Source organism: Mesorhizobium intechi (assembly GCF_002879535.1).
Taxonomy (GTDB): Bacteria; Pseudomonadota; Alphaproteobacteria; order Rhizobiales; family Rhizobiaceae; genus Mesorhizobium; species Mesorhizobium intechi.
Genome location: NZ_PNOT02000045.1, coordinates 1 through 25612 on the forward strand (window position 1 = coordinate 1; position 25612 = coordinate 25612).

A 25612-nucleotide genomic window follows, 5' to 3' on the forward strand; every position below is an offset into this window, starting at 1 on the left:
GGCTCGAGAGCATGGCCGTGTTCGTCAAGGCGGTCGACCTTGGCTCGTTCGCGGCAGCGGCGGTAGCGCTCGACCTGTCCGGGCCGATGGTGGGCAAGCATGTCCGCTCTCTCGAAGAGCGGCTCGGCGTACGCCTCATCAACCGCACGACGCGCCGCCAGAGCCTGACCGATTTCGGCCGCGCCTATTATGAACGCTGCCGCATCGTGCTGGCCGAAGCGGAATCCGCCGATGCGCTGGCCGCCGACCAGTTTTCGGAACCGAGAGGCAGACTGCGCGTGACCATGCCGGCGCATTTCGGCCGCCACTGCGTTACCCCCGTGCTGCTGAAGCTGGCGCGGCACTATCCAATGCTCGAACTCGATCTGTCGCTCAGCGACCGCTTCGCCGATCTTGCCGAAGACGGCTTTGACCTTGCCATCCGCACCGGCGATCTGGACGACAAGGCGGGCATCATCGCGCGCCGCGTTGCGCGGCAAGGCATGGTCGTCTGCGCCTCGCCCGCCTACCTCGGACTTCATGGCGAGCCGCGGCGGATCGAAGACCTCGCCGATCATCAGGCGATCGTCTATCGCCGGCTCGGCCAGGTCGTTCAGCCCTGGCTGTTTGCGCGTGAAGGGCAGGCCGCACAGGAGATCATCCCAAGCGGCCGCCTGCGGCTCGACGATCTCGATGCCATCGCCGATGCGGCGGCCGAAGGCATGGGGCTGGCGTGGTTGCCATGGTGGCTGGTCCGTGAGCGCATAGAGGCCGGTGGGCTGGTGGCGTTGTTGCCGGACCGGCCGCACTATCTCTACGACTGCCATGCGCTCTGGCTGCGGACGCCGCATCTGCCGCTCAAGGTCAGGCTCGTCATCGATGCGCTGGCGGCCGCCCTGCCGAAACTGATGGGCTGATCGCCATCAGCGCAGGCTTGCGCCCTTTGAGGTACCGCTTTCCAATGCCATATGAAGGCGGAACGTGTGCATTGCAGGAGAGGCGGTTCATGACCAAAGGTTCGGATCTGTTCGTGGCGGCCCTCGAGAATGAAGGGGTCGACCGGATTTTCGGCATTCCGGGCGAGGAGAATCTCGACATCGTCGAATCGATCCGCCGCTCGTCGATCCAGCTGATCCTGACCCGACATGAGCAGGCCGCTGCTTTCATGGCCGCGACCTATGGCAGGCTCACCGGCAAGGCAGGCGTGTGCATCACCACGCTTGGCCCGGGCGCGCTCAATCTGACGACCGGCGCGGCCTATGCTCTGCTCGGCGCGATGCCGATGATCATGATCACGGGCCAGAAGGGCGTCTTGTCATCGCGGCAGGCGCGCTTCCAGATCGTCGACATCGTCGCGGCGATGAAGCCGCTGACCAAGCTGTCGCGCCAGATCGTCTCGCCCAAAATGATCCCCTCGCTGGTGCGCGAGGCCTTCCGCGTTGCCCAGGAAGAGCGGCCCGGCCCGGTGCATCTGGAACTGCCGGAAGACATTGCGGCGGCCGAGTGCGAGCCGGTGGCGCTGGTGCCGACACACCCGGTCGAACTGCCGCTGGCCAGCGCGGACGCGCTCGATCGCGCCGCCCGCATGATCTTGGAGGCCAAACGTCCGCTGCTGATGTTCGGCGCGGCGGCGTCGCGGCCGCGCGTGACCCCCGATGTCGCCCAGTTCGTGCTGCGCACGCAGATACCCTATTTCACCACCCAGATGGGCAAGGGCACGGTGCCCGGCGGCACAGAACTCTATATGGGAACGGCGGCACTGTCGGAGCGCGACTATGTGCACGAAGCCATCGAACAGGCCGATCTGATCATAACCATCGGCCACGACACGGTGGAGAAACCGCCCTTCATCATGGGCGCCAACGGACCGAAGGTGATCCATGTCGGCTATCACTCAGCCGATGTCGAACAGGTCTATTTCCCGCAGGCCGAGATCGTCGGCGATCTTGGCCCATCGCTGGCGCTGCTGGCGGACCGCATCGAGGGCAAGATCCCGAACGCGCAGGCCTTGCTGCCGCTCAGGGAAGGCATTCTGAGCCGCATCGCCGCGCGCGCCACCGAAGACCGCTTCACACCGCAGCGCATCGTGCATGACGTGCGCGCAGTGATGCCGGCGGACGGAATCCTCGCCCTCGACAACGGCATGTACAAGATCTGGTTCGCGCGCAACTACCGCACGCGCATGGCAAACACGCTGCTGCTCGACAATGCGCTGGCCACGATGGGCGCCGGCCTGCCGTCGGCGATGATGGCGTCACTGCTTTATCCCCGGCGCCGTGTCATGGCCATTTGCGGCGATGGGGGATTCATGATGAACAGCCAGGAACTGGAGACCGCCGTCAGGCTGAAGCTCGACCTTGTCGTCCTGCTGCTGGAGGACCATGCCTATGGCATGATCCGCTGGAAGCAGGCGGTCGACGAATTCCCGGATTTCGGCATGACCTTCGGCAATCCCGATTTCGTCAAATACGCCGAGGCCTATGGCGCCAAGGGAACCAGGGTTACGGAGATCGCTGATTTGCGGCCGGCGCTGGAACGGGCCTTCACCGGCGGCGGCGTGCATCTCGTCGTCGTGCCGGTCGACTATTCCGAAAACACCAGGGTGCTGGTCGACGAATTGCGCGAGCGGCTGCCGGCGCCGCGGACGCCCTGACGGCAGCGGCAAAGCCGCCGTCAGGGCCGCTTGGTGTAAGATCCTACACCTTGCAGTAAGGCGTGACCGGCGCGATGGTGCCGAAATCCTTGGCGATCTCGTAGCTGATGCCGTCCGGTGCCGCCTTGCCGACATAGGAATGGCAGAGCGTGTGGTTGTTGGAGGCATCGACGCGGATCTTGCCTTGCGGCGCGTCGAACTCGATGGTGGGCAATGCCTTGAGCACGTCGTCGTCCCTGAGCGACCCGGCCTTCTCGGCGGCCAGAGCGTAGAGATGCAGGCCGTTATAGCCGGCCTCGCCGATGCCGTTGACCATCTTCTCCTTGCCGAATTTTTCGCGGAAGCTCGCGATGAACTTCTTGTTGACCGGATTGTCGAGCGCCATCCAGTAGGGCTGCGGCGCATACGTGCCGGCGGCGACGCCGGGCGGCAGTGCGTCCTTGTTGAAAACTTCGTCGAGCGGCGCGATCAGCGGCTGCTTGATGTCGAAAGAACGATACTGCTTGAGCTGCGTGACGGCATCGTTGCCGACCACCATCGACCAGACGACATCGGGCTTCAGCGACTTGATTTTCTGGAAAGCCGGGCCGAAATCCGTGGTGCCGAATGGATAGTAGTCGGCGCCGATGATCTTGCCGCCGGTCTTCTCGTAAGCTGCCGTGATCGCCTCCGTCATCTTCTGCGGCCAGGCATAGTCGGAAGCCATGATGTAGATCGTCTTGCCGAGATTCTCCGCCACCCATGGCATCATCGGGTCGACCTGCTGCATCGGGATCGGCCCGGTCGCGACGAAGTAGCGGTTGCATTCGCCGCCCTCGAAATTGGTCGGGTAGAAGAACAGTTTCTTGGCCTTCGAGGTCACCGACAGCGTCGCGCTGCGCTCGGGCGAAATGATCGTGCCCATGATCACGTCGACCTTGTCTTCGTTGATGAGCTTGCGCGCCTTGTCGATCGAACCCTTGGTCGTGGTCTGGTTGTCCTCGATGAAGAGTTCGACCTGGCGGCCGCCAATGCCGTTGGCGGCATTGAGCTCGGCGGCGGCGAGCTTGTAGCAATTGAGCAGCGTCTCGCCGAGGATCGCCTGCAGCCCGGTGATCGGGATTGACAGGCCGACCTTGACGGTATCGGCGGCGCGCAGGATCGACGGCGCGCCGACCATGGCGAAGGCGGCGGCCGCGCCGCCGGATTTCAGGATCGTTCTTCTGCTTATCATTGTTATGTTCCCTTCCAGTCCGGGCGCGCCCCATGCACGCCTTACAAAGTCAGCAGGTCCAGGCGCGCTTCAGGTGCTCCTCATAGGGCCAACAGGTCCTTCAGCAGGCTCTCGTCGGCGAACGCCTCCGGCGTGCCCTCGTGCACGATCCTGCCCTTTTCCATCACCAGGCAGCGGTCCGCCGCCTTGAGAACGAGATCGAGATTCTGCTCGACCAGGACGATCGCGATGCCGCGTTCGCGGGCGATGCGCGGCACCAACTCGGCGATCGACTGCACGATGTTCGGCTGGATGCCTTCCGAGGGTTCGTCGAGCAGTAGCGCCGACGGCAGGCCGCACAGCGCGCGGCCGATCGCCAGCATCTGCTGCTGGCCGCCCGACAGCGTGCCGGCGATTTGCGCCTCGCGTTCGCGCAGGATCGGAAAATAGCCGAAGATGTCGTCAGGAATGCCGCCGTCGCCACGGTCCGTGGCTGCGCGCGTGCCGACCTCCAAATTCTGCCGCACGGTCAGCTGGTTGAAGATGCCGCGGCCCTGCGGCACATGCGCTATGCCCGCCCGGGCCCGGCGGAAGGCCGCGGCGTTGGTAAGGTCCTGATCGCCGAGAACCACGGCGCCGCCGCTCGCCTTCAGGCCGCCGGCGATGACGCGTAGCAGCGTCGTCTTGCCGGCGCCATTGCGGCCAAGCAGGCCGACGACTTCACCCGGTGCCACGCTGAGATCGATGCCGTTCAGCACAGGGAGCAGGCCGTAGCCGGCCGAGACCGCGAGTGTCCGCAGCATGGTCAGCGCCTCCCCAGATAGACGTCGCGGACCATTTCGTCGGTCTCGATGTCGTGGAAAGGACCACTGCGCAGCCGGCGTCCCTGATGCAGCACCAGCGTCTCGCAGTTCAGCGCCCGCACGAAGCGGATGTCGTGCTCGACCGCGACGATCGAGAACTCGCCCTTGAGCCGCAGCAGCATCTCGGCGGTCGCCAGCGTTTCCTGCGGCGTCATGCCGGCGGTAGGCTCGTCGAGTAGCAGCAGCCTCGGCTCGATTGCCAATGCCATGCCGATCTCCAGCCATTGCTTCTGACCGTGCGCCAGTTGGCCCGCCAGCGTGGTTGCGCGGCTGTCAAGCGCGACGAGTTCCAGCAGTTCGCCGACCGGACGCAGCGGGGACGACGCTCCCCACCGTGCGACCTTGAGATTGTCCTCGACCGAGAGGCTCGGAAAGACGGACGGGATCTGGAATTTGCGGGCGATGCCGAGCCGGGCGATGCGATGCAGCGGCAGGCCGGCAATGTCATGGCCGAGGAAGCGCACGCTGCCGCTGGTCGGACGCAGCGTGCCGGTCAGCACGTTGAGAAAGGTGCTCTTGCCAGCGCCGTTCGGCCCGATGATGCAGCAGAGCTCCTTGTCGCGCACCGTCAGGTTCAGCCCTTCCAGCGCCTGCAGACCGCCAAAGCGGATGCCGACATTTTCAGCCTGGAGCAGCACGTCGCTCATTGCGCCTGCCTCCGGCCCTTGAACAGGCCCTTAAGCCGCGCATAGATCGACAGAATGCCGTCCGGCAGCACGAAGACGATGATGACGAAGACGCAGCCGAGCAGCAGCGGCCACAGGCTCGGATTGAAGCTGCTGATGGTCTGCTGCGCGCGCTGGATGGCGATGGCGCCCAGCACCGGACCAAGCAATGTGCCACGCCCGCCGACCGCCACCCAGACGATGACTTCCGTCGACAGAAGCAGCCCGGAAAGGTCGGGCGCCACCAGTCCGGCCATGCAGACGTAGAGCGCGCCGGCGAGGCCGGCGATCGCGGCGGACAGGACGAAGGTCACGAGCAGTCGCAGCGGCGCATTGTGGCCAAGGGCGGCCGCCCGGACTTCATTGTCCTGGATGGCGGTGAGCACAGTGCCCCAGCGGCCACGGCTGATCGACCACAGCGCCAGCACGACCACCGCGACGATGGACGCGACGAATATGTAGCTTGGCAGATCCTGGCTGAGATCGACATGTATCCCGCCAACATCGAACGCGATCGGCGGGATGCCGATCAGCCCGCTGTCGCCGCCGGTGACCGAGCTCCAGGAGACCGCGGCCTGCTGGCAGATGACGCCCATGGCGAGCGTCACGATGGTGAAATAGCTGCCACGGATGCCGCCGAAGAACAGGAAGTAGCCGATGATGGCGGCGACGAGGGCAGCGCCGGCTACCGCGCCCACTATGCCTAGGAGGCTGCCAAATGGGATGGCGTCGTTGAGCGTGATGAGCGCCATGATGTAGCCGCCAATACCGAAGAAGGCGGCGTGGCCGAAGCACAGGATTCCGGTTCGGCCCCAGAAGAAGTCGAGGCTCGCCGCGAACATGCCGAAGATCAGCGCGTCGCGGATCACCGTCAGCTGGTAGCCGTCGGCGAAGAGCGGATACACGACGGCGAGTGCCGCGCAGGCGGCGAAGATCAGCAGCCAGTTGCGGTCGCGGGCGATCATCGCGACGCTCCGTTGAACAAGCCGTTGGGCCGCAGCCGAACGGCGACGATGGCCGCCAGCAGTACGATCGCCTGCGCCAAAGAGGGCGAGATCTGGTAGTTGAGCACGCTGGTCAGCCCGCCGACGAAGACACTTCCGGCGACGAGACCGCCGATCGAGCCGACGCCGCCGACGATGACGACGAAGAAGGCGTTGGCGAGGTAGTTTACCCCCATCTGCGGCAGCACGATCGCCAGCGGCGCGACCAGGCCGCCGGCAAGCCCGGCGATGGCGGCGCCGAAGGTGAAGGCGATGGCGTAGGTACGCCGCGTGTTGATGCCGACGCCTTCGGCCATTTCGCGGTTCTGGATGACGGTGCGGATATCGAGCCCGAAGGAGGTCCGGCTGATCAGCAGCACGACACCGACCAAGGTGAGCATGGCTATGGCGATCAGGATCAGCCGGTAGGCCGGATAGACTGTGAAGAACAGATCGAACGTGCCCTCTATCGGCGGCGTCACCGGTTTGGCGCCGAGGCCAAAGCTCAGTTCCAGCCCCTGCTGCAGGATCAAGCTGACGCCCCAGGTGGCAAGCACGGTCGAGACGGGCCGCGAATAGAGATGGCGGATGATGGCGAATTCCAGGATGCAGCCGACCACCGCGCCGGCGATCGGGGCGGCGGTCAGACCCAGCCAGAAGGAGCCACCGACACTCTGGACGAAATAGACCGCGAAGGCGCCGACGGTGACGAACTCGCCATGCGCCAGATTGGTCACGTTCATCAGGCCGAAGCTGATCGCCAGCCCAAGCCCGACCAGCATCAGGATGCTGATCAGCGTCAGCGCGTTGAGGAGCGTGGTGACGACAAAATCCATCGCTTCAGGCAGCACTTGCGAGGCGTTGGCGCAGGTCGGCGAGCAGGCCTTCGGCAGCGTCGATGACGGCCGCCTGATGCGGCTGCAAATCCTGCCCGGCCCATTCGTCGATATGGTCCGACAGCGGATCGATCACTTCGGTGCGGTGATTGGCAAGCGTCTCGATGACGGCATGGCCGCAGAACGGCACGTAGCCCTCGGAATAGCCGCCTTCATGGGTCATCATCAGCCGGCCCTTCGACGTCTCGGCGGCCAGCGCCACCATGCGCGCGGCAAGGCGGCGGAAGCATTCGCTGTTGAGCATCATGCGGCCGAGCGGATCGAAGCCCGACGCATCGAAGCCGGAAGCGACAATGACGAGATCCGGTTTGTAGGCGCGCAGTGCGGGGGCAACAATGCGGTCGAAGGTCGCTTCATAGGCGCCGGTGCCGCTGCCGGCCGGCAGCGGGATGTTGATATTATAGCCCTCGCCTTCGCCCTTGCCATTGTCGGCCAGGGCACCGCGCCCGGTCGGATAGAGATTGTCCTGGTGCAGGGAAATGGTCAGCACCGACGGATCGGAATAAAACACCGTCTCGGTGCCGTTGCCGTGATGCACGTCCCAGTCGACTATCGCCGCGCGGCCGAGCAGGCCTTCATGCTGCAGCCGGCGCACGGCAACGCCGATGTTGGAGAACAGGCAGTTGCCCATCGCCTGGTCGGGCTCGGCATGGTGCCCCGGAGGCCGCGCCAGCGCGTAGGCGTTGTCGACACGGCCGGTCAGCACCGCGCGCATCGCGGCATAGGTCGTGCCGACGGAGAGCAGGGCGATGTCGAAACTGTTGAGGCCGATCGGCGCCTGCGGGCCGGCGAAGCCCGAACCGCGTTCGCTGAGCACCCTGATGTCGTCGACATGGCGCTGCGTGTGGACGCGCAGCAGGTCCTCGACTGTCACCGGCTCGGCAAGGATCGGCACCAGATGGCGCGCCAGGCCGCTGACCTGGATGAGGTTGTTCAGCCGGCGCTTCGACCCCGGCGATTCCAGATGCCGGCCGGGTTCCACGAAACGGCCTGGAGGCATCATGTCGGCGCTTGGACCGGTGTCATGCCACATCAGCTGTTCGTGAAAAACGTAACCTGTCGCCATAAGCAGCGTCCTCTACAATCCGAAGGAGGCTAGCAGGCTAACAATGCCATGGCCCGACCCGAAAGAAGGGGCTGTGCCAGATGTCTATGCCCCTCCTTTCGGAGGGGGGCGGAGGTTTGCGGCCGCCTGCGCGGCACGCACGGCCTGGACGCGGTTCGAGACCGAGAGCTTGCCGAAAATGTTCTTCAAATGCCATTTCACCGTCGTTTCGCTCACCGACAGCGCGAACGCGATATCGCGGTTGGACATGCCTTCCGACAGGCAGCGCAGCAGCTCGGATTCGCGCTGGGTGAGCTGTTCTTTCTCAGCTGCAGGGGCGGCCAACTTTCGTGTCGTCACGGGTACGGTCTGCGCGGCATCGATTATGCGCGTCGCATAGGCCGAGAGGGACGGGTCGGTCTTTGCCTGCGCCGCGCGTAATCGCATCAACGCCTCGACCACAGGCCTGCCCTCGTCGACGAAGGAGCGGATGAAGCCGGAAGGCCGGGCAAGTCTCAGCGCTTCGAGGAGATGCCGGTCGGCCTCGCGCTGGTCATGGCCGGCGCTTTTTGCGCGCAGGATCAGCGCCAGTATGTGGCGGCGCAGGCGTCCGCTGCGTTTCGTTCGCTCCAGCAGCGCGTCGAAAAGTGTCGCGGCCGCGGCGAAGGATTTTTCGGCCGTCAGCAGCCTGCCTTCGGCGAAGAATTCGAATTCGTTGGCCACAGTAGGGGCGGTTTCAGCGCTTTCGCGGCGATGCTCGTCGAGCAGGGCGCGTGCCTCGGCGACAAGGTTCCGATCGATGAGAAGCCGGATGCGATCGTGCACCAGCACCGAAGCGAGGCGGCGATAGACCGAGCCACGCACGCGTTGGTAGACGCGATCCAGCATGTCGAGTGCAGCGTCTCCACGACCGGTCAACTGCAGGACACGGGCATAGGTCGGCACGCTGGCGAGGGGATAGACGATGACCGCGGCGCCCTCGATCAGCGGCCCGAGATTCTCGACCAGCGTCAGGGCCTCGCCCGACGCGTTGGTCTCGTAGGCAAGCTCGGCAAGCAGCGTTCCGGCGAGCGCCTCGGCATAGGAGTTCGCGCCGATCCGCGTCCTGGCCTCGATGATCGTGGCGCGCAGCAGCTTTTCAGCTGCGGGCAGGCGGCCGGCCGAGCGTTCGATGACCGCCATGTAGCAATTGGCGATGGTCACGCCGAGCAGGCTGCCGCTTCGCTCATGCGCCTTGCGTGCGGCGTCCGCCGCCGCCCGCGCGCCCTCGAGGTCGCCCAGCGCATAGAGATTGTAGCCGATGACATTGGCTGTCGCCCCTTCCATGAACCAGGCATCGGGCGCGATGATGCGCAGGGCGGCCAGTGCGGTGTCGCGCGCGTCCTCGAACCGCTCCAGCGTGCTGTGCACGGCGGCATCGAGGACGGCGATTTCGGCCTCGATCGTGGTGCCGGTCAGCGTGCCTGGATCCTTGCCGTCCGTCGGCCCGGTCTCGACAAGCTTGCGCGCATTGGCGAGCGTCTGCTGAGCGATCTCGGGTTGGCTGCTGTGCACCGCCAGCCACAGCGCCACGAGCTGCAGCCGGATGCGCTGGTCGACTAGTTTCCTCGGCAGCAGCGCCAGCAATTGGCGCACGTAAAGCAGTTGGCACTGGGCGATGAGTTCAAGCGCGTTGTTCTCGACGAACACGGCCGCGCGGGCCTGGTCGCCCGCGGCGAGCGCATGTCCGATCGCCTCCCTCAGCATCTTGCGTTCGCCGAACCATTCGGCGGCGGCCAGATGCAACGGTGCGATCATCTCCGGTTCGCGCCGTTCCATTTCACGGCTGAGGAAGTCGTGGAACAGGTGATGGTAGCGGAACCAGCGCCGCTCCTCGTCGAGTGGCACGAGGAAAAGATTGCGGGTCTCGATCTCGGTGATATCGGCCTCGGCATCCGCCGCCCGCAGGACCGCCCGGCACGCGTCGGCGCTGAAGCGCTCGAAGATCGAGCTGTGGCGCAGGAACCTCGCCAGGGCCGGCGGTAACCCCAGGAACACTTCGCCCATCAGGAAATCGGCGACGTTGCGGTTGGCGCCGGTGAAATTTCCGATGACTGTTTCGGGTGCGTGCGCGGCGCTGAGCGACAGCGAGGCGAGTTGCAGGCCGGCAGCCCAGCCCTCGGTCCGCGAGCACAGGGTCTCGACGGTACCGCTGCTGATGCTCAGGCCTAGCTTGTCGTTGAAGAAGGCTTCGGCTTCGGACGAGGCGAAGCGCAGGTCGTCCGGACCGATCTCGAAGACGTCGCCAAGCACCCTGAGCTTGCCGAGTTGAAGCTCGGGCAGGTTGCGCGAGCCGATGACGAAGACGACGTTGGCCGGCGCCTGCCGCGTCAGGCGCTCGATGAACCGCTTCACTGCCGGTGCTTCGATGACATGGTAGTCGTCGAAGAACAGGGTGACCTCAGCGTCGCGCGCCGCAAAACCCGCCACCAGTGCCGAAAGCACCACGTCGAGCTGCGGAATCGGGCTCGACTGGAAGGCGAGGTCGAGCTCGGCCGGATTGTGGACGAGGTGGCGCAGCGCCCCCACCAGATGCGACAGGAAGGCGCCTTCGTCATTGTCCGTCGCCTCGCAGGACAGCCATGCCGTCAACCGGCCGTGGCGCGCGATCTCAGCCGCCCACTGCGCCATCGTCGTCGACTTGCCGAAGCCGGCGGGCGCGGCGAACAGCACGATGCGCGTATCGACATGCCGCTCCAGCCTCGACAGGATGCTCTCGCGCCGCACCCACCGGCGATGGTGAGACGATGAAAGGCCCGCGGGTTGCGAAGACGATCTCATCTGGCGCCGGGCATCCATTCCGTTTCGATCAGCGGGATCTGCGGGGCGGCATCGCGCGGCAGGGTTCCCTTGGTCCGGGGATCGTCGGTGATTTCGAAACCGGCCGCATAGGGCTCAAACCCGCAAGCCCGGTAGAAACCGATGACGCTGTGATGGTCGATGCTGCTGGTGTGCAGCCAGATGCGGCCAGGGCCGAGACGCCATGCCTTGTCGAGCGCGCTGGCCATCAGCCGCTTGCCGAGACCACGGCCGGTCAAGCCTGGGAACAGGCCGAAATAGGTGATCTCGATCTCGTTGTCGCCGGCCAAGCGGAATTCGACCATTCCGACATGGCCGCCGCTGTCATCATGGCCGTAATAGAGATGCTGGCGCGGGTCGTCGAAATGCGCTGATATTTCGGCATCCGACATTTCAGCGGCACGATCCCACAGCCAGGGAGCGCCGATCTCAAGGAAGATCGCGCGGTAGGCGGCGCTGTCGGGCTCGGAGATCCGGGTCATTGCCAGGGGCTCGGCGAGACCCGGCATAGGCGCGCGCGCCTCCATCCAGGTCACCGCATTGACGATCTTGCCGGCCGGCACGCGCCGGTAGCCGGCCGTGAGATCGGTGACTTCATCCGGCAATGCGCCTTCGGTGACCAGCATCTGTCCTCGATCTCTGCCAAGCAGCTCCGCTGCCATGCAGCAAGCTGATGCCAACTCTGCGCCCGCCTGCCAAGAGCTTCCCGGGTTGGGCCATCGTTTTGGCCCGACCTGTCTCTTTGGCTTTCCCGGAAATGGCATATGAGATATGATACACCATTCACGAGAAAGCGGAATATCATGCCTGAGCGAATTGCCGACGAAGCCATTTTGCGCGCGGTCGATGACGGCTTCGCGAGGCAAGTCGCGTTCCTGGCCGACCTCGTGCGCTTTCCATCCCAGCGTGGCGAGGAGCATGCCGCGCAATCCTTCATGGCAGCCGCCTATGAGGCAGATGGCTATGCCGTCGACATGTGGCGTGTCGATGTCGACGCGATCCGCGACCTTCCGGGGTTTTCGCCGGTGGCGGTCTCCTACGACGATGCCTTCAATGTCGTCGCCACCCACACGCCCAGAAACGCCACCGGCCGTTCGCTGATCCTCAACGGTCATATCGACGTCGTGCCGACGGGGCCGCTCGACCGCTGGGTGCACGACCCCTACGATCCGGCGATCGAGAATGGCTGGATGCATGGCCGCGGCGCCGGCGACATGAAGGCCGGCCTGTCGGCCTGTCTCTACGCGCTGACCGCCTTGCGCAGCCTCGGCTACCAGCCGGCCGCCAATGTTTACCTCCAGTCGGTCGTCGAGGAGGAGTGCACCGGCAATGGCGCGCTCGCCTGCCTGCAACGCGGCTACCGCGCTGACGCCGCCTTCATTCCCGAGCCCTTGGAACCGCGCTTGATGCGGGCGCAGGTCGGGCCGATCTGGTTCAGGGTCGAGGTCGATGGCGATCCGCAGCACGCTTCCGGCGCTTTCTCGGCCGGCGCCAACGCCATCGAGAAGGCCTTTCTCATCATCCAGGCGCTGAAGCAGCTCGAAAGCGTCTGGAATGAGCGCAAGGTCGATGACAAGCATTTCTGCGATCACCCGCATCCGATCCGCTTCAACCTCGGTAAGATCGAAGGGGGCGAATGGACATCGAGCGTTCCGGCGCGCTGTGTCTTCGAGATGCGGGTCGCCACCTATCCCGGCCAGAAGCTCGAAGACGCCAGGGCCGAGCTCGAAACCTGCATCGCCGATGCGGCCCGTGCGGATCCCTTCCTGGCCAATCGCCCACCCAAGATGAGCTATAATGGCTTCATGGCCGAGGGCTATGTGCTGGAAGGTGCCGACGAGATGGAAGCCGTGCTGCGCCGCAGCCATGCCGCCGTCTGGGGCGAGCCGCTGACGGAGCACGTCACCTCGGCGACGACGGATGCGCGCTTCTTCGGCCTCTATGCCGACGCGCCGGCGATCGTCTACGGCCCGATCTGCCGCATGCCGCATGGCTATGACGAGGCCGTTGATCTGAATTCTGTGCGCAAGGTCACCCAGACCATTGCGCTGTTCATCGCCGACTGGTGCGGTCTCGAGCCGATCGATCCGGAGGTAAGCTCATGAATGCGGCCGTGCCAGACGGCTTTGGCGAAACGCTGGCCGAGGATGCGCCCGACGTCTCGATTGCCGACGCGCTTGCCATCTTGCGCCGGCACTACGGCCTCGCCGGCAGCGCGCGTCCGTTGCCCGGCGAACGCGACCACAATTTCCACATCCATGCTGAGGGCGAGGGCGAGTTCGTCCTCAAGATTTCCCATCCGGCGGAGGAGGCAGGCTTCACCGATTTCCAGAACAAGGCTCTCGACCACATCCTAAGGGTCGATCCGACCTTGCCGGTCCCTTCGGTCCGCAAGAGCCTCGAGGGCGAAGCGCAGTTCACGGTCAGTGTCGAGGGATCGGCGCCTCGCATCATCCGGCTGGTCACCTATCTGCCCGGCCAGTTGCTGTCGAGTTGCCCCCCGTCGGCGGCGCAGGATCGCAATCTCGGCATTTTCCTCGCCCGGCTTGGCCGGGCGCTGCGCGGCTTCTTCCATCCGGCCGCCGGCAGCGACCTGCTCTGGGACATCCGCAAGGTCGCCAAGACGCGGCCTATGCTGGCGTTTATCGCCGACGCCGGCCACCGCGCCATGGTCGAGCGCGTCATCGATGCCTTCGAGGAGCACGCGGCGGGGGTCATTCCGAGCCTGCGCGCCCAGATCGTCCACAACGACATGAACTCCTACAACGTGGTGATGGACGCCTCACGGCCGGAAATAGTGAGCGGCATCCTCGATTTCGGCGACATGATCCATTCGCCGCTGATCTGCGACCTCGCCATCGGCGCCGTCTACCGCTGGCCGGCTGAAGGCCATCCGCTGGCGCCGGCAGCGCGCTTCGTCGCCGGCTATCAATCCGTGCAGCCGCTAGAGGCCGAAGAGATCGGCATCCTTTTCGATCTGATCCGTGCTCGCCTCGCGCTCATCGCCAACATCGCCAGCTGGCAGGCGGAACGCTTCCCGGCCAAGCGCGACTATGTCCTGCGCCTCATCGCCGAGGTCTGGACCTCGCTCGAACGGCTCGAAGGGCTGTCATCCGATGAGGCCCGCCGTTATTTTCTCGACCATTCCAATCGGGAGTAGATGCCGTGTCCCAGTCGTCACCCACAAACGCCCTTGCCGACACCGACGCTTCGCCAGGCGATCGCGCACTGCTCGAACGCCGCGCCAGGCTGCTTGGGCCGACCTATCGCGCCTTCTACCGCAACCCGGTCCATCTGGTGCGCGGCAGCGGCGTCTGGCTCTACGATGCGAGAGGGCGCAAATTTCTCGACGCCTACAACAATGTCGCCTCGGTCGGGCACTGCCATCCGCGCGTCGTCGAGGCGCTGTCTGGGCAGGCCGCCACGCTCAACACCCATACGCGCTACTTGAGCGAGATCATCCTTGATTATGCGGAAAAACTGCTCGGCACGGTTCCCGCCCATCTCGGCCATGCCATGTTCACCTGCACCGGCAGTGAGGCCAACGACCTCGCCATCCGCATCGCCCAGCATTCGAGCGGCGGCACGGGCGTCATCATCACCGATTTCGCCTATCACGGCGCCACGATTGCTACCGCGCAGCTATCGCCGGCAGCGGTCGGCGCGAAGGGCGTGCCCCTGCACCACCGGACCGTGGCGGCGCCAGACACTTTCCGCGATCATGGCCGCGCTGCGCATGATTTCGCCAAGAATGTCGCGGCCGCCATCGAGGACATGCGCGCGCAAAATATCCGTCCGGCGGCGCTGCTGCTCGACTCGGCCTTTTCCAGCGACGGCATTTTCTTCCCCGACGCGGCGGTCATGCGCGAGGCGGCGGACCAAGTCAGGAAGGCCGGCGGCATCCTCATCGCCGATGAGGTCCAGTCCGGCTTCGGCCGCCTTGGCCAGGGCATGTGGGGGTTTGCCAATTATGGCCTCGAGCCCGACATCGTCACCATGGGCAAGCCGATCGGTGACGGCCATCCGATGGGCGCGGTGCTGGTGCGGCCGCAACTCGTTTCCTCCTTCGGCTCCAACACCGGTTACTTCAACACCTTCGGCGGCAATCCGGTCGCGGCCGCCGTCGGCATCGCCGTTCTCGAGGTGATCGAGGGAGAGGGGCTGATCGAGAACGCACGTATGGTCGGCGCTTATACGGCTGAGTTGCTGCGCAATTTGCAGACCCGGCGCCGCATGGTTGGTGACGTCAGGCACAACGGCCTCTATTTCGGCGTCGAACTGACGGCCGATGGCGACGAGGCGCTGGCCGCCAGCAAGACATCTTCCGTCGTTGAAGCCATGCGTGAGGACGGTGTGCTGATCTCGTCCTGCGGTCCGCGCGGCAATGTGCTGAAGATCAGGCCGCCTCTGCCGTTTGCCAGGGACAATGCCGAGCAACTGGCCGAGACACTCGACCGCGCTTTGTCGAACTGGTGATCGGGACGCATGCTGAAGCTGGAACATCAAACCCTGAACGATCGCGCCTATGGCGCGCTCAAGCAGGAATTGATTTCAGGCGGTTTCAGTCCAGGCCAGACGCTGGTCATCCGCAAGCTCGCCGAGACGTTCGGCATATCGACGACCCCGATCCGCGAGGCGCTGCAAAGGCTGGTCGCCGAACGGCTGCTCGAAATGCAGAACAACCGCTCTGTTATCGTGCCCTTGCTGTCGGCCCCGGCCTTCAAGGAACTCACCCATATCCGCATTGCCGTCGAGGGGTTGGCGGGAGAGATGGCGGCCACGCGGATGAGCGAAGGCGGGCTTGTCGAAATACAGGCGATGCTCGCCGGCATGCAGCGCGCCATCGAGGCCGGCGACGCCAGCGCCTATCTCGCACTGAACGAGGCTTTTCACTTCGCCATCTACCAGCATGCCGGCGCGCCGATCCTTTTGAACATGATCCGCGACCTCTGGGGCCGGGTCGGGCCTTATCTCAAGGTTCTGATGCAGGCCGGGCGATACATTCCACGGTCGAACGACGCTCATCGCAGGATTGTTGCCGCGTTGGAGCAGCGCGACGGCCCTGCTGTCCGGGTCTCCCTTGAACAGGACATCGCCCTGGCGGCCGCGGTCCTCTCTGAAAATCTTCGCATGACGGCCTGATCGGACGGCGGCTGAGTCGGGCCTATGCCGTCTCGTCCAACCGGTCGCGCAGCATACTCCAGCCAAGCAGCGCGTTGGGCGCATGCCGCAGCAGCGCATGGAAGGGGATGGGCGCCGGCGGCGCGAATGGCAGCGGCAAATCACGGGCATCGGTTCGGGCGGCCCAGTCGGCCAACACCTTGCCCATCGCCGTCGTCATGGCGATGCCGCGACCGTTGCAGGCGCGGCCGGCGATCAGCCCTGGCCCGAGATCCAGGAGGTGCGGCAGGAAATCCGGTTCGACCGCGGCCATTCCCGACCAGCCACGGGCAAGCGGCGGCAGGTCCGGCAGGTCGAGATGCCTGGCCAGCCGCCGCCAGATTGCCTGCGGCACACGTGTGTCGGCCCCGGCGCTCAGAATATGCATGCCGCCGCTGATCAGCCGGTTGTCGGCGTCGAAGCGGAAGGTGAAGAGATTGCGCCTGGTGTCGCCGACGCCTTGCCCGCCAGGAAGCAGACGCGCCCGTACCTCGCGCGGCAAAGGCTCTGTCGCGATCTGGAAAATCTTCAACGGAAAATAGCTTCGTTGCAGCAGCGGATTGAGCGACCCGCCATAGGCGTTGGTGGCGATCATCACCTTACCGGCACGCACCGAGCCCGATGGCGTTTTCAGCGACCAGCCATCGGCCATGCGATCGACCGAACTGACCGGCGTGCGCTCGAAGACCTTGGCGCCAGCCTTCTGCGCCGCATCGGCCAGTCCGTTCGCATAGGCGACCGGATTGAGCACGCCACCCGAGCGGTCCATCCAGCCGCCGACATAGCCCCGTGCGCCCGTCAGCGCCTCGACGTCCTGACGATCCAACGTTACCGCCGGCCGGTCGCGCCGTGCCCATTGGCTGGCGCGCGACTTGACCCTCTCGAAGGCGGCGGGTGAATGCGCCGGTTGGATCCATCCGTTCTGCACCGCGTCGCAGTCGACGCCGTGTCGTTTGATCAGGCCGAAGACGAGGTCCGCACTGCCGGCGGCAAAGTCGATCAGGCGTTCGCCGCGCTCAGGGCCGAGATGCGCAACAATGCTGTCCGGGTCCATCCTGGCGAAATTCGGCACGACGAAACCGGCATTCCGGCCAGTCGCGCCCCAGGCGATGATTTCAGCTTCTAGGACGGCGACCGAGAGGCCTTGTTCGGCGGCGTGCAGCGCGGTCGACAGGCCGGAAAATCCACCGCCGACGATGGCCAGATCGACATCCAGTTCGCCTTGCAGCGCCGGCCATTCCCGGCGATTTCGGCTGACGGCGTGCCAGAGTGAGGCGCCGTGCGTCTCGCGTCGAACCAGGGCATTCATGAACCGGAGCCGCTTTCGCCGGCAGCCACCTTCGCCCGCTTGTCCAGGCGCGGGCGACGCGGCCCGTCGCCGAACAGCCCGTTCGGCCGGATCAGCAGGATGACGCAGAGCATCACGCCGATGGCGACGATCTGCAGCGAGGCCGCACGCGCCTGCTGCTCGGGCGCAAAAAGAACGCTGGTCAGCGTTCCAGATCCGGCCCAGATTCCCCAGACCAGAATGCTGCCGATCACAGCGCCGGGATTGCTGCCGGATCCACCGACGATCAGCATCACCCAAACCTGAAAGGTCAGGATCGGCAAATAGTTGTCCGGCGCGATAAAGCCGGTGAAATGCGCTTGCAGTGCGCCGGCCAGCGCCATGATCGCGCCGCCGACGGCAAAGGCCTGGACGCGGTAGAAGCGCGCGCTCTTGCCCAGCGAGATCGCCGCCCGCTCATCCTCGCGCAAGGCCTTCAGCACGCGTCCCCAGGGGCTGCGCGACAGATGCTCCAGGGCGAGATAGGCGATCAGCGTGACCGCGCAGACGACGGCGAGGTTGGACAGGTTGAACAGCAGCGGCGTCTCGGCGAGGCCGCCGAACGGACGCGGGATGAAACCGATGCCGAACGGACCGCCCGTCAGCTTCTGCGCATTGAGCGCGACCAGTTGCACGACGACGGCGACGCCGAAAGTGGTGATCGCCAGATAGTCGGACCTGAGCCGCAGTGTCGCCATGCCGGTCAGGGCGGCGGCAATGCCGCCGACGACCATGGCGCCAAGCCAGCCGACAAGGATCGGCAGCCCGAAGCCGCCCAACCGCGCGGCATCTTCGGGTGTGGTCAGCAAGGCCGAAGTGTAGGCGCCGATGGCGACGAAGCCGGCGAGGCCGACATTGAACAGGCCGGTCAGGCCCCACTGCAGATTGAGCCCCAGCGTGACCAGCGAAAAGATCAGCGCGGTGGTCAGGAAGAAGGCGCCGTAGCCGATGAGATCGATCATCGTTCCCGAACTCCGAAAAGGCCGATCGGCCGTACGAACAACACCGCCATCAGGATAATGAAGGAGACGGCGGCGCGCCATTCGGCGCCGATCAGTTGCACCGCGCCGGCTTCGGCGAGCCCGATGATCAGGCCGCCGAGCACCGCGCCCGGTATGCTGCCGATGCCACCCAGGATGGCGGCCGCGAACATCGGCAACAGCATGTCGAAGCCCATGAACGGACGGATCTGCACCAGGATGCCGATCATCACGCCGGCGACGCAGGCAAGCGCGCCGCCGATGACCCAGGTGACGCGCACGACGCTGGCGACGTCGATGCCGACGATGCGGGCCAGCGCCGCGTTCTGGCTCAGTGCCTGCATGGCGCGGCCGGTCTGCGTGCGCGTCATCAGAAGATGCACACCGAGCACCAGCACGGCGGTCAAAAGCAAGAGCGCGATCTGATCGGGCGTGATGCGGATGCCGAAGCCGACGGGCATGGCGATCTGGATCGCCCGGCTGAAATAGGTCGGCCGCGAGGTGAAGGTGAATTCGAGCAGGCTCCTCAGCGCCATCGAGGCACCGAAGCTCGCCATCACCACGATGATGGCTTGGCCCTGCGAGCGCAGCCGCGAAAACAGCACCTTGTCAAGCAGCAGCGCCAGCAAGGCGGTGAAGGCCATGCCGACGACCAGGGCAACCAGGAGCGGCCAGCCGAAGGACAGCGGCGCGATGGGTGCGATCTTGCCAAAGGTGGCGCCAATGGCGCTGACGACGGCGAGCGTCGCATAGGTGCCCCACGCCATGAAGTCGCCGTGAGCAAAATTGGAGAAGCGCAGGATCGAATAGGTCAGCGTCACGCCGATGGCGCCGAGGCCGATCATCGAGCCGGTCAGCAATCCGTCGACGACAAATTGCAGGCTCATGCCGCGCCTCCCTTGCTGGCGCCAGAAGGACGTTGGCCGAGATAGAGTTCGGCGACGACCGGGTCGTTCCACAGCTCGGAAGCGGTGCCCTCGTGCCGGTCCTTGCCCTCGACCAGCACATAGGCGCGGTCGCCGATGGCCAGTGCTGCCTTGGCATTTTGTTCGACCAGGAGGATGGTGACGCCGGACTTGCGGATGCCGGCCAGCATCTCGAACACCATCGAAACGAATTTCGGCGACAGGCCGGCCGACGGTTCGTCGAGCACCAGCACCTTTGGATGGACGATCAGGGCGCGGGCGACCGCGAGCATCTGCCGCTGTCCGCCCGACAGATTGCCGGCGGCGGCACGGCGCTGCCGCACCAGGTCGGGAAAGGCGGCATACATTTCCTCCAGCCGGGAAGGAATCTCGCGCCGTTCGAGAACGCCGCAGGCGACTTTCAGATTGTCCTCGACCGACATCAGCGGAAAGATATTCTCGGTCTGCGGCACGAAGGCCAGGCCAAGCCGCATCATGGTATGGGCGGGCGCGGCGGTGATGTCCTTGCCGTCCAGAAACACGGTGCCGCCGGTGATCGGGACGAGGCCGGCGATCGCCTTGATGAAGCTGGATTTGCCGGCGCCGTTGGGGCCGAGGACGACGACGATCTCGCCCTTTCGGACAGTGATCGAGGCGCCGCGCACGATCGGCACGCCAGGCTCATAGCCGGCTTCGAGATCGCGGACATCGAGCACGGTCTCGCTCATGCCGTGCCTCCGAGATAGGCTTCGATGACGCGCGGGTCGCGGGCGACCTCATCCGCAGTGCCTTCACTCAACAGTTGGCCGCTCGCCATCACCAGGACGCGGTGGCAGAGCCGCGTCACCATGTCGATATTGTGTTCGATCAGCAGGAAGGTGATGCCGCGCGCATTGATGTCGCGGATGCGGTCGATGATGACTTCGAGCAGCGTTGCGTTGACGCCGGCCGCCGGCTCGTCGAGCAGGATGATCGCCGGGTCGGCCATCATGACACGGGCAAGTTCGAGCAGCTTGCGCTGGCCGCCGGACAGAACGCGCGCCGGCTCATGCGCCAGATGCGTCAGGGTCACCAGTTCCAACAGGTCGAGCGCCTTTGCCCTGGCCGCTTTTTCCTGTGCCGCAACCCGCCATGGCGTGACGAAGTTGGCCAGCAGCCTTTCGCCGGCCTGGTCCTGTGCCGCCAGCATGATGTTTTCGATCAGCGTCAGATTGGGCAGCGGCCGCGGGATCTGGAAGGTGCGGCCAAGGCCACGGCCGATGCGCAGATGCGCGGCTTCGCCGGAGACGCTCGCGCCGTTGATAAGGATGTCGCCGCTGGAAGGCAGAATACTGCCGGCCAGCAGGTCGAACATGGTCGTCTTGCCGGCACCGTTGGGTCCGATGAGGCCAAGGATTTCGCCAGCTTTGACGTCAAAGGAGACATCGTTGACGGCGACAAGGCCGCCGAACCGCCTGACGACATGCCTCGCCGTCAGAACCGGCGCACGGGTATCCTTCCCCTGCCGTTCGGTCGCCTCGCTCATCAAACCCTCTGGCTGAAGACGATTATCGCCGTCTCCCGATTTTTGATTTGTGATCACACTTGCTTTGATCACGCTATTCGGCTTTAATTTCATCCGCAAGCCGAAAACGGGGCAAAAGCCGGGAATGCATAAGGCTGCCATCGAGCGAACCAACGAAACAATCGCAGCCCAGCTTACGCCGGTCGGCCGCGAGACCGTGCAGGATCGCGTCTATTCTGAATTGCGCCGCGCTTTGATCGGCGGCCTGTTCGAGCCGAACCAGGTGCTGACCATCCGCGGCCTTGCCGATGCGCTGGTCACCTCGACCATGCCGGTGCGCGAAGCGCTCGGCCGGCTGATCACGGAAAAGGCGCTCGAGGCGCTGCCCAACCGCTCGGTGCGCGTGCCACCGATCACGCTGGAGCGCATCGATGACCTTCTGCGCGCCCGTTCACTCATCGAAGGCGAGGCGATCGCGCTTGCCGCCACGCGCATGAACCCGCGCCAGATCGCTTCGATTGAAGCCATGCTCGGCGAGTGGGACGAGATGCGGGCCCTGAAGCACAAGAAGGATATCGACCGCGAAGCGACGCTCAACCAGAGCTTCCATTTCGAGATCTACCGTTGCTGCGGCTCGGCCGTGCTGATCCCGATGATCGAAAGCCTGTGGCTGCAATCGGGTCCCTGCATCCGCGTTGCCATCTACGCCTTTTCCGACGCCGGTGAGGTCGACACCGCGCACTATCACCGCCGCATCGTCGCCGCGCTCGCCAAGCAGGATGCGCAAGCGGCGCGCGAGGCGCTGGTGGCCGATATCAGCCGGCCTTTCGCCTTCCTGCGCGACAAGCTTCAATCCGCCGCCGCGAAAGACCAGACATGAACAAGCCGGCCATCAGGATCACCGAACCGCGCTCGAAGCTTTCCGTGACGGCGCTGCTGCTGCCCGAAAAGGCGCCGCAAAACGCTGCCTTTCTCCAGGCATACCTCGCCGCGCCACGTGTCGTTCCCGGTATCCATGCGATGTGGACGGGACCGGAAATCTCGTGCCCGATCCCACCAGCTGATCTCGATGGCCAGGGTTATGCCACGCCCTTGCCGGCGGAGAACGCGACGCTGACGCCACAGCCCGGCGACATCGTGCTTTCCTACGTGCCGCCGCGCATGTGGGGCGGCAACCCCAATGCCATTTTCGACATCGGCCTCTACTACGGACAGGGTGCACGGCTTCTGTTCCCGATCGGCTGGCTGGCCGGCAGCGTGGTGGCGCAGGTTCGCGCTGACGAGCGCGACCAGTTCGCCGCCTCATGTGGGGTCATCCGCCGCAACGGCGCCTGCGACGTCACACTCAGCCTGGTGGAGGCCTGACATGGCCGACGACAGTTTCGAGCTCTTCGACCTTCGCGTCGAGGCGGTCATCCCCGAGGGCAAGCCGATTTATTGCGGCGCCAAGACCGGCGACTATTTCGAACTCAAGGGCGAGATGCTGTCGATGCCGGCGGGGCAGGGCTTTTCGATCTACTCGCTCGCCGCCGTGTTGCCGCTGCTGGCGGCAAAGCAGCGGCCGACCGACGCCAATGACTGGATGACATCGGACGCCGAGATCGCCTGTCCCGATCCCAATTGCGCCAGCCGGCTCAGGATCATCAGGACCGGCAAACGGCGGTTCAGCCATGGCGAGACCACGGCCGTGCCTCTGCCGAAGGAGAATGACAAGGGATGACCGCCAAGACTTTCGAACTCAGCCCCGGCTACACCATTTCGCGCGTCATTCGCGGGGGCTGGCAGCTTGCCGGCGGCCATGGCACCATCGACCGCAACCAGGCGGTGACCGACCTGATCGCAACTTTCGATGCCGGCATCTGGACCTATGATTGCGCCGACATCTACACAGGCGTCGAGGAACTGATCGGCGCCGCGCGCCTGCGCCTGGCCAGCGAACGTGGCCTCGACGTTGCCGTGAAAATGAAAGTGCACACAAAGCTGGTGCCCGACCTCGAACGGCTCGCCAGCATCAGCCGCGACTACATCAGGGGCATCGTCGAGCAGTCGCTGCGCAGGCTGAAGACCGAGCGGCTCGATCTCGTGCAGTTCCACTGGTGGGACTATGACCAGCCTCGCTATGTCGAGGCGATGGGCTGGCTCGACGAGCTTCGGCGCGAGGGCAAGGTGCGCAATCTCGGCACCACCAATTTCGACACGCCGCGGCTCGCCGAAATCCTCGCTGCCGGCATTCCGCTGGTCAGCCAGCAACTGCAATATTCTGTGCTCGATCAGCGGCCGGCACACAACCTCGCAGCGCTTGCCGCGAAAAACGGCGTCAGCTTCCTCTGCTATGGTTCGGTAGCCGGCGGCTTCCTCAGCGACAAATGGCTTGGGGTCGCCGAACCCACCACGCCGCTCGAGAACCGCTCGCTGGTCAAATACAAGCTGATCATCGACGATTTCGGCGGCTGGGACCTGTTCCAGCAGTTGCTCCAGGCATTGAAGGCCGTCGGCGACCGCCACGGCGTCGACATCGCCACCATCGCCAGCGCCTGGGTGCTGGAACAGCCGCGAGTCGCCGCCGTCATCGTCGGCGCCCGCAACCAGTCGCATGCGCTGGCCAATGCCGACATCATGGACGTCGCGCTCGACGCCGATGACCATGCGAAGATCGCGGCCGTGATCGCGCAAAGCCAAGGTCCCCAGGGCGACGTCTACACTCTGGAGCGCGACCGGCATGGCCGCCACGGCTCGATCATGCACTACAATTTGAATGCAGGCCGCACATGAGCGCCACAGGCACGGGGTTGTTTTCCAGAGCCAGTGCCGAGGTCGTCGGCCTGCATCGCTTCTTCGTCGACTGGTTCGTCGCCGCGCGCGCCGACACCGTGGACTTCACGCGCTTCGAACGCGTCATGGGAGATGGCTTGACCATGATCGCGCCGAGCGGCCAGATCCTCGACCGTGACGCTGTGATTGATCATGTCCGCTCAAGCCGCGCCACGTGCGACGACGGGTTTGCCATTTCGATCGAGGACATCAGGCCCGGTTGGCAAACCGAGGACTCCATCGTCGTGCTTTACATCGAGGCGCAGTTGCGCGGCGGCAAGCACAGCCGCCGTCAGTCGAGCGCAGTCTTCGCCACCAGTTCATCGGCGCCCAACGGCGTCGAATGGCGACATCTGCATGAAACCTGGCTGCAGGTGCCGGAACGCTGAACAGGCTCCAGAGATGGATTAGGGTCGAGTAACGAAAGGGGAACAACAATGAGAAAGATGATACTCCAACTTACCACGACGCTTGCTCTCGTCACGATGGCGAGCGCCGCGCAGGCCGCCGACTGCAAGATCACCGTCGGCCTCGTCATGGAATTGACCGGTCCGGCCGGCGAATACGGCCAGGCCGGCGCCAAGTCGGTGGAAATGGCTTTTCGCGACATCAACGAAGCCGGCGGCGTGCGCGGCTGCGATCTGGTGACCGATACGCGCGACAGCCAGAGCCAGGGCAACATCGCCGTCGACGCCGCGACCCAACTGGTCCAGGTCAAGAAGGTGCCGGTCATCATCGGCGGCATCATCTCGTCGGTGTCGATCCCGATCCTGACCTCTGTCACAGCACCTGCCAAGATCGTCCAGGTCTCGCCGGCGTCGTCCTCGCCGACGCTGACCGCGCTTGGCCGCGACGGCAAGACCAACGGCATCTTCTTCCGCACCATCACGTCCGATGCGCTGCAAGGCGTGGCTGCCGCCAAATACGCCATCGACAAGGGCTTCAAGAAACTGTCGATCATCCACGTCAACAACGATTTCGGCGTCAACATGGTGGCCGAATTTTCGCGCGCCTACAAAGCGCTCGGCGGCACCATCGTCTCCGACACGCCCTACAACGAGAAGCAGTCGAGCTATGCCTCGGAAGTCACGGCGGCGATGGCCGGCGAGCCCGACGGCCTCTATCTGGTCAGCACTCCGGTCGACGGCGCCACCGTCGCCCGCACCTGGATTTCGCAAGGCGGCGTGCAGAAATTCCTGCTCAATGACGGCATGAACAGCCCCGATTTCATTGAATCGGTTGGCGCCGACTATCTGAAGGATGCTTACGGCACGTCGTCGGGAACCAGCCCGACCGCATCGACCGAGTACTTCACCAAGAATTACAAGGCATTCTCCGGCATCGAACCCTCCAACCCGGCGGCCGATCGTTCCTATGACGCCGGCGCCATCGTCGGGTTGGCTATCGCCATTGCCGGCTCGGAGGATCCGGCCAGGATCAAGGACGCCATGTACAAGGCGGTCGATCCGGCCGGCACGCCGATCTTCGCCGGCAAGGAGGAGTTCGCCAAGGCGCTCGGCCTGATCAAGGAGGGCAAGCCGATCCGCTACGAAGGCGTCATCGGCCCGGTCGCCTTCGACAAGTTCGGCGACATCACCGGCCCGTTCCGGCTGTGGAAGATCATCGACGGCAAGGTGACCACCGATGGCGAAATGACCACCGACGATGTCAACGCGCTGCAGGCCAAGCTTCAGTAAACGGACACACTGGCGTCGGCATCAATCGCGTCTTGCCACGATTGATGCCGGTGTCGCCCAGGCCAGGCGATATCGCTTGCACGACAGGCGATCCCGAATAGGATCGGTCGGCTG

General features: G+C 64.9%; 25 protein-coding genes. 12 read left to right on the forward strand and 13 right to left on the reverse strand.

All coding sequences use genetic code 11. From position 1 onward, the window contains the following. Both C1D09_RS03915 and C1D09_RS03920 read left to right on the forward strand, forming a co-directional pair. On the forward strand, positions 1 to 896 hold an 896-nt coding region (locus C1D09_RS03915), incomplete at its 5' end, for a LysR family transcriptional regulator (protein WP_425463400.1). 89 nt (positions 897 to 985) lie between these two features. Next, the gene (locus C1D09_RS03920) at positions 986 to 2632 is read left to right on the forward strand and encodes an acetolactate synthase large subunit (protein WP_143973083.1); all 1647 of its coding nucleotides are present in this window, start codon (positions 986 to 988) and stop codon (positions 2630 to 2632) included. A 43-nt stretch (positions 2633 to 2675) separates the two neighbouring features. On the opposite strand, the gene C1D09_RS03925 is transcribed toward C1D09_RS03920, so the two are convergent. The 8 genes from C1D09_RS03925 to C1D09_RS03960 form a co-directional block, all read right to left on the reverse strand. Continuing rightward, positions 2676 to 3845, reverse strand: a complete 1170-nt coding sequence (locus C1D09_RS03925; RefSeq protein ID WP_143973084.1) for a substrate-binding protein — start codon at positions 3843 to 3845, stop codon at positions 2676 to 2678. A gap of 80 nt (positions 3846 to 3925) precedes the next feature. Continuing rightward, positions 3926 to 4627: an ABC transporter ATP-binding protein gene (locus C1D09_RS03930; RefSeq protein ID WP_143973085.1), complete on the reverse strand. Its 702-nt coding sequence runs from the start codon at positions 4625 to 4627 to the stop codon at positions 3926 to 3928. A gap of 2 nt (positions 4628 to 4629) precedes the next feature. After that, positions 4630 to 5334: an ATP-binding cassette domain-containing protein gene (locus tag C1D09_RS03935; RefSeq protein ID WP_143973086.1), complete on the reverse strand. Its 705-nt coding sequence runs from the start codon at positions 5332 to 5334 to the stop codon at positions 4630 to 4632. Next, entirely contained in the window at positions 5331 to 6317 is a 987-nt protein-coding gene (locus tag C1D09_RS03940; protein WP_143973087.1) for a branched-chain amino acid ABC transporter permease, read from the reverse strand. The genes C1D09_RS03935 and C1D09_RS03940 overlap by 4 nt, the downstream gene beginning before the upstream one ends. Next, positions 6314 to 7186: an urea ABC transporter permease subunit UrtB gene (urtB, locus tag C1D09_RS03945; RefSeq protein WP_246135647.1), complete on the reverse strand. Its 873-nt coding sequence runs from the start codon at positions 7184 to 7186 to the stop codon at positions 6314 to 6316. Before urtB ends, C1D09_RS03940 begins: the two co-directional genes overlap by 4 nt. After that, complete coding sequence (locus C1D09_RS03950) at positions 7176 to 8297, reverse strand: class II histone deacetylase (RefSeq protein WP_143973089.1); 1122 nt, start codon at positions 8295 to 8297, stop codon at positions 7176 to 7178. Before C1D09_RS03950 ends, urtB begins: the two co-directional genes overlap by 11 nt. 84 nt (positions 8298 to 8381) lie before the next feature. Further along, the gene (locus tag C1D09_RS03955; RefSeq protein WP_246135648.1) at positions 8382 to 11042 is read right to left on the reverse strand and encodes a winged helix-turn-helix domain-containing protein; all 2661 of its coding nucleotides are present in this window, start codon (positions 11040 to 11042) and stop codon (positions 8382 to 8384) included. Positions 11043 to 11092: 50 nt separating this feature from the next. Further along, positions 11093 to 11740, reverse strand: a complete 648-nt coding sequence (locus tag C1D09_RS03960) for a GNAT family N-acetyltransferase (protein ID WP_246135649.1) — start codon at positions 11738 to 11740, stop codon at positions 11093 to 11095. 177 nt (positions 11741 to 11917) lie between these two features. Between C1D09_RS03960 and C1D09_RS03965 the strand changes: the two genes are divergently transcribed. Genes C1D09_RS03965 through C1D09_RS03980 form a run of 4 tightly spaced genes read left to right on the forward strand, consistent with a single transcriptional unit; the run spans position 11918 to position 16256 of the window. Further along, on the forward strand, positions 11918 to 13219 hold the full coding sequence (locus C1D09_RS03965; protein WP_167514480.1) for an ArgE/DapE family deacylase: 1302 nt from the start codon (positions 11918 to 11920) through the stop codon (positions 13217 to 13219). Beyond that, entirely contained in the window at positions 13216 to 14274 is a 1059-nt protein-coding gene (locus C1D09_RS03970) for a phosphotransferase (RefSeq protein ID WP_143973091.1), read from the forward strand. The genes C1D09_RS03965 and C1D09_RS03970 overlap by 4 nt, the downstream gene beginning before the upstream one ends. A gap of 5 nt (positions 14275 to 14279) precedes the next feature. Then, complete coding sequence (locus C1D09_RS03975) at positions 14280 to 15590, forward strand: aspartate aminotransferase family protein (protein WP_143973092.1); 1311 nt, start codon at positions 14280 to 14282, stop codon at positions 15588 to 15590. A 9-nt stretch (positions 15591 to 15599) separates the two neighbouring features. Continuing rightward, a complete protein-coding gene (locus C1D09_RS03980; protein WP_143973093.1) occupies positions 15600 to 16256 on the forward strand; it encodes a GntR family transcriptional regulator in 657 nt (218 codons plus the stop codon). Positions 16257 to 16278: 22 nt separating this feature from the next. On the opposite strand, the gene C1D09_RS03985 is transcribed toward C1D09_RS03980, so the two are convergent. The 5 genes from C1D09_RS03985 to C1D09_RS04005 are packed head-to-tail and all read right to left on the reverse strand — an operon-like array spanning position 16279 to position 21011. Further along, complete coding sequence (locus C1D09_RS03985; RefSeq protein WP_143973094.1) at positions 16279 to 17583, reverse strand: NAD(P)/FAD-dependent oxidoreductase; 1305 nt, start codon at positions 17581 to 17583, stop codon at positions 16279 to 16281. Next, the gene (locus tag C1D09_RS03990) at positions 17580 to 18563 is read right to left on the reverse strand and encodes a branched-chain amino acid ABC transporter permease (RefSeq protein WP_167514481.1); all 984 of its coding nucleotides are present in this window, start codon (positions 18561 to 18563) and stop codon (positions 17580 to 17582) included. Before C1D09_RS03990 ends, C1D09_RS03985 begins: the two co-directional genes overlap by 4 nt. After that, positions 18560 to 19468 carry a branched-chain amino acid ABC transporter permease gene (locus C1D09_RS03995; RefSeq protein ID WP_143973095.1) on the reverse strand — a complete coding sequence of 303 codons (909 nt, stop codon included), beginning with the start codon at positions 19466 to 19468 and terminating at the stop codon, positions 18560 to 18562. The genes C1D09_RS03990 and C1D09_RS03995 overlap by 4 nt, the downstream gene beginning before the upstream one ends. Then, positions 19465 to 20214, reverse strand: a complete 750-nt coding sequence (locus C1D09_RS04000; protein ID WP_143973096.1) for an ABC transporter ATP-binding protein — start codon at positions 20212 to 20214, stop codon at positions 19465 to 19467. Before C1D09_RS04000 ends, C1D09_RS03995 begins: the two co-directional genes overlap by 4 nt. Then, positions 20211 to 21011 carry an ABC transporter ATP-binding protein gene (locus tag C1D09_RS04005; protein WP_143973097.1) on the reverse strand — a complete coding sequence of 267 codons (801 nt, stop codon included), beginning with the start codon at positions 21009 to 21011 and terminating at the stop codon, positions 20211 to 20213. Before C1D09_RS04005 ends, C1D09_RS04000 begins: the two co-directional genes overlap by 4 nt. Before the next feature lie 124 nt (positions 21012 to 21135). Between C1D09_RS04005 and C1D09_RS04010 the strand changes: the two genes are divergently transcribed. Genes C1D09_RS04010 through C1D09_RS04035 form a run of 6 tightly spaced genes read left to right on the forward strand, consistent with a single transcriptional unit; the run spans position 21136 to position 25498 of the window. Continuing rightward, the gene (locus tag C1D09_RS04010) at positions 21136 to 21870 is read left to right on the forward strand and encodes a GntR family transcriptional regulator (protein WP_143973098.1); all 735 of its coding nucleotides are present in this window, start codon (positions 21136 to 21138) and stop codon (positions 21868 to 21870) included. Then, a complete protein-coding gene (locus tag C1D09_RS04015) occupies positions 21867 to 22355 on the forward strand; it encodes a DUF3830 family protein (RefSeq protein WP_143973099.1) in 489 nt (162 codons plus the stop codon). The genes C1D09_RS04010 and C1D09_RS04015 overlap by 4 nt, the downstream gene beginning before the upstream one ends. 1 nt (position 22356) lies before the next feature. Then, a complete protein-coding gene (locus C1D09_RS04020; protein WP_143973100.1) occupies positions 22357 to 22710 on the forward strand; it encodes a TIGR04076 family protein in 354 nt (117 codons plus the stop codon). Continuing rightward, positions 22707 to 23762 (forward strand): aldo/keto reductase, encoded by a 1056-nt coding sequence (locus C1D09_RS04025; protein WP_143973101.1) that lies wholly within the window; start codon positions 22707 to 22709, stop codon positions 23760 to 23762. Before C1D09_RS04020 ends, C1D09_RS04025 begins: the two co-directional genes overlap by 4 nt. Continuing rightward, positions 23759 to 24190, forward strand: a complete 432-nt coding sequence (locus tag C1D09_RS04030) for a DUF4440 domain-containing protein (RefSeq protein WP_143973102.1) — start codon at positions 23759 to 23761, stop codon at positions 24188 to 24190. Before C1D09_RS04025 ends, C1D09_RS04030 begins: the two co-directional genes overlap by 4 nt. A 48-nt stretch (positions 24191 to 24238) precedes the next feature. Further along, positions 24239 to 25498 (forward strand): ABC transporter substrate-binding protein, encoded by a 1260-nt coding sequence (locus C1D09_RS04035; protein WP_143973103.1) that lies wholly within the window; start codon positions 24239 to 24241, stop codon positions 25496 to 25498. Positions 25499 to 25612: the final 114 nt, after the last annotated feature.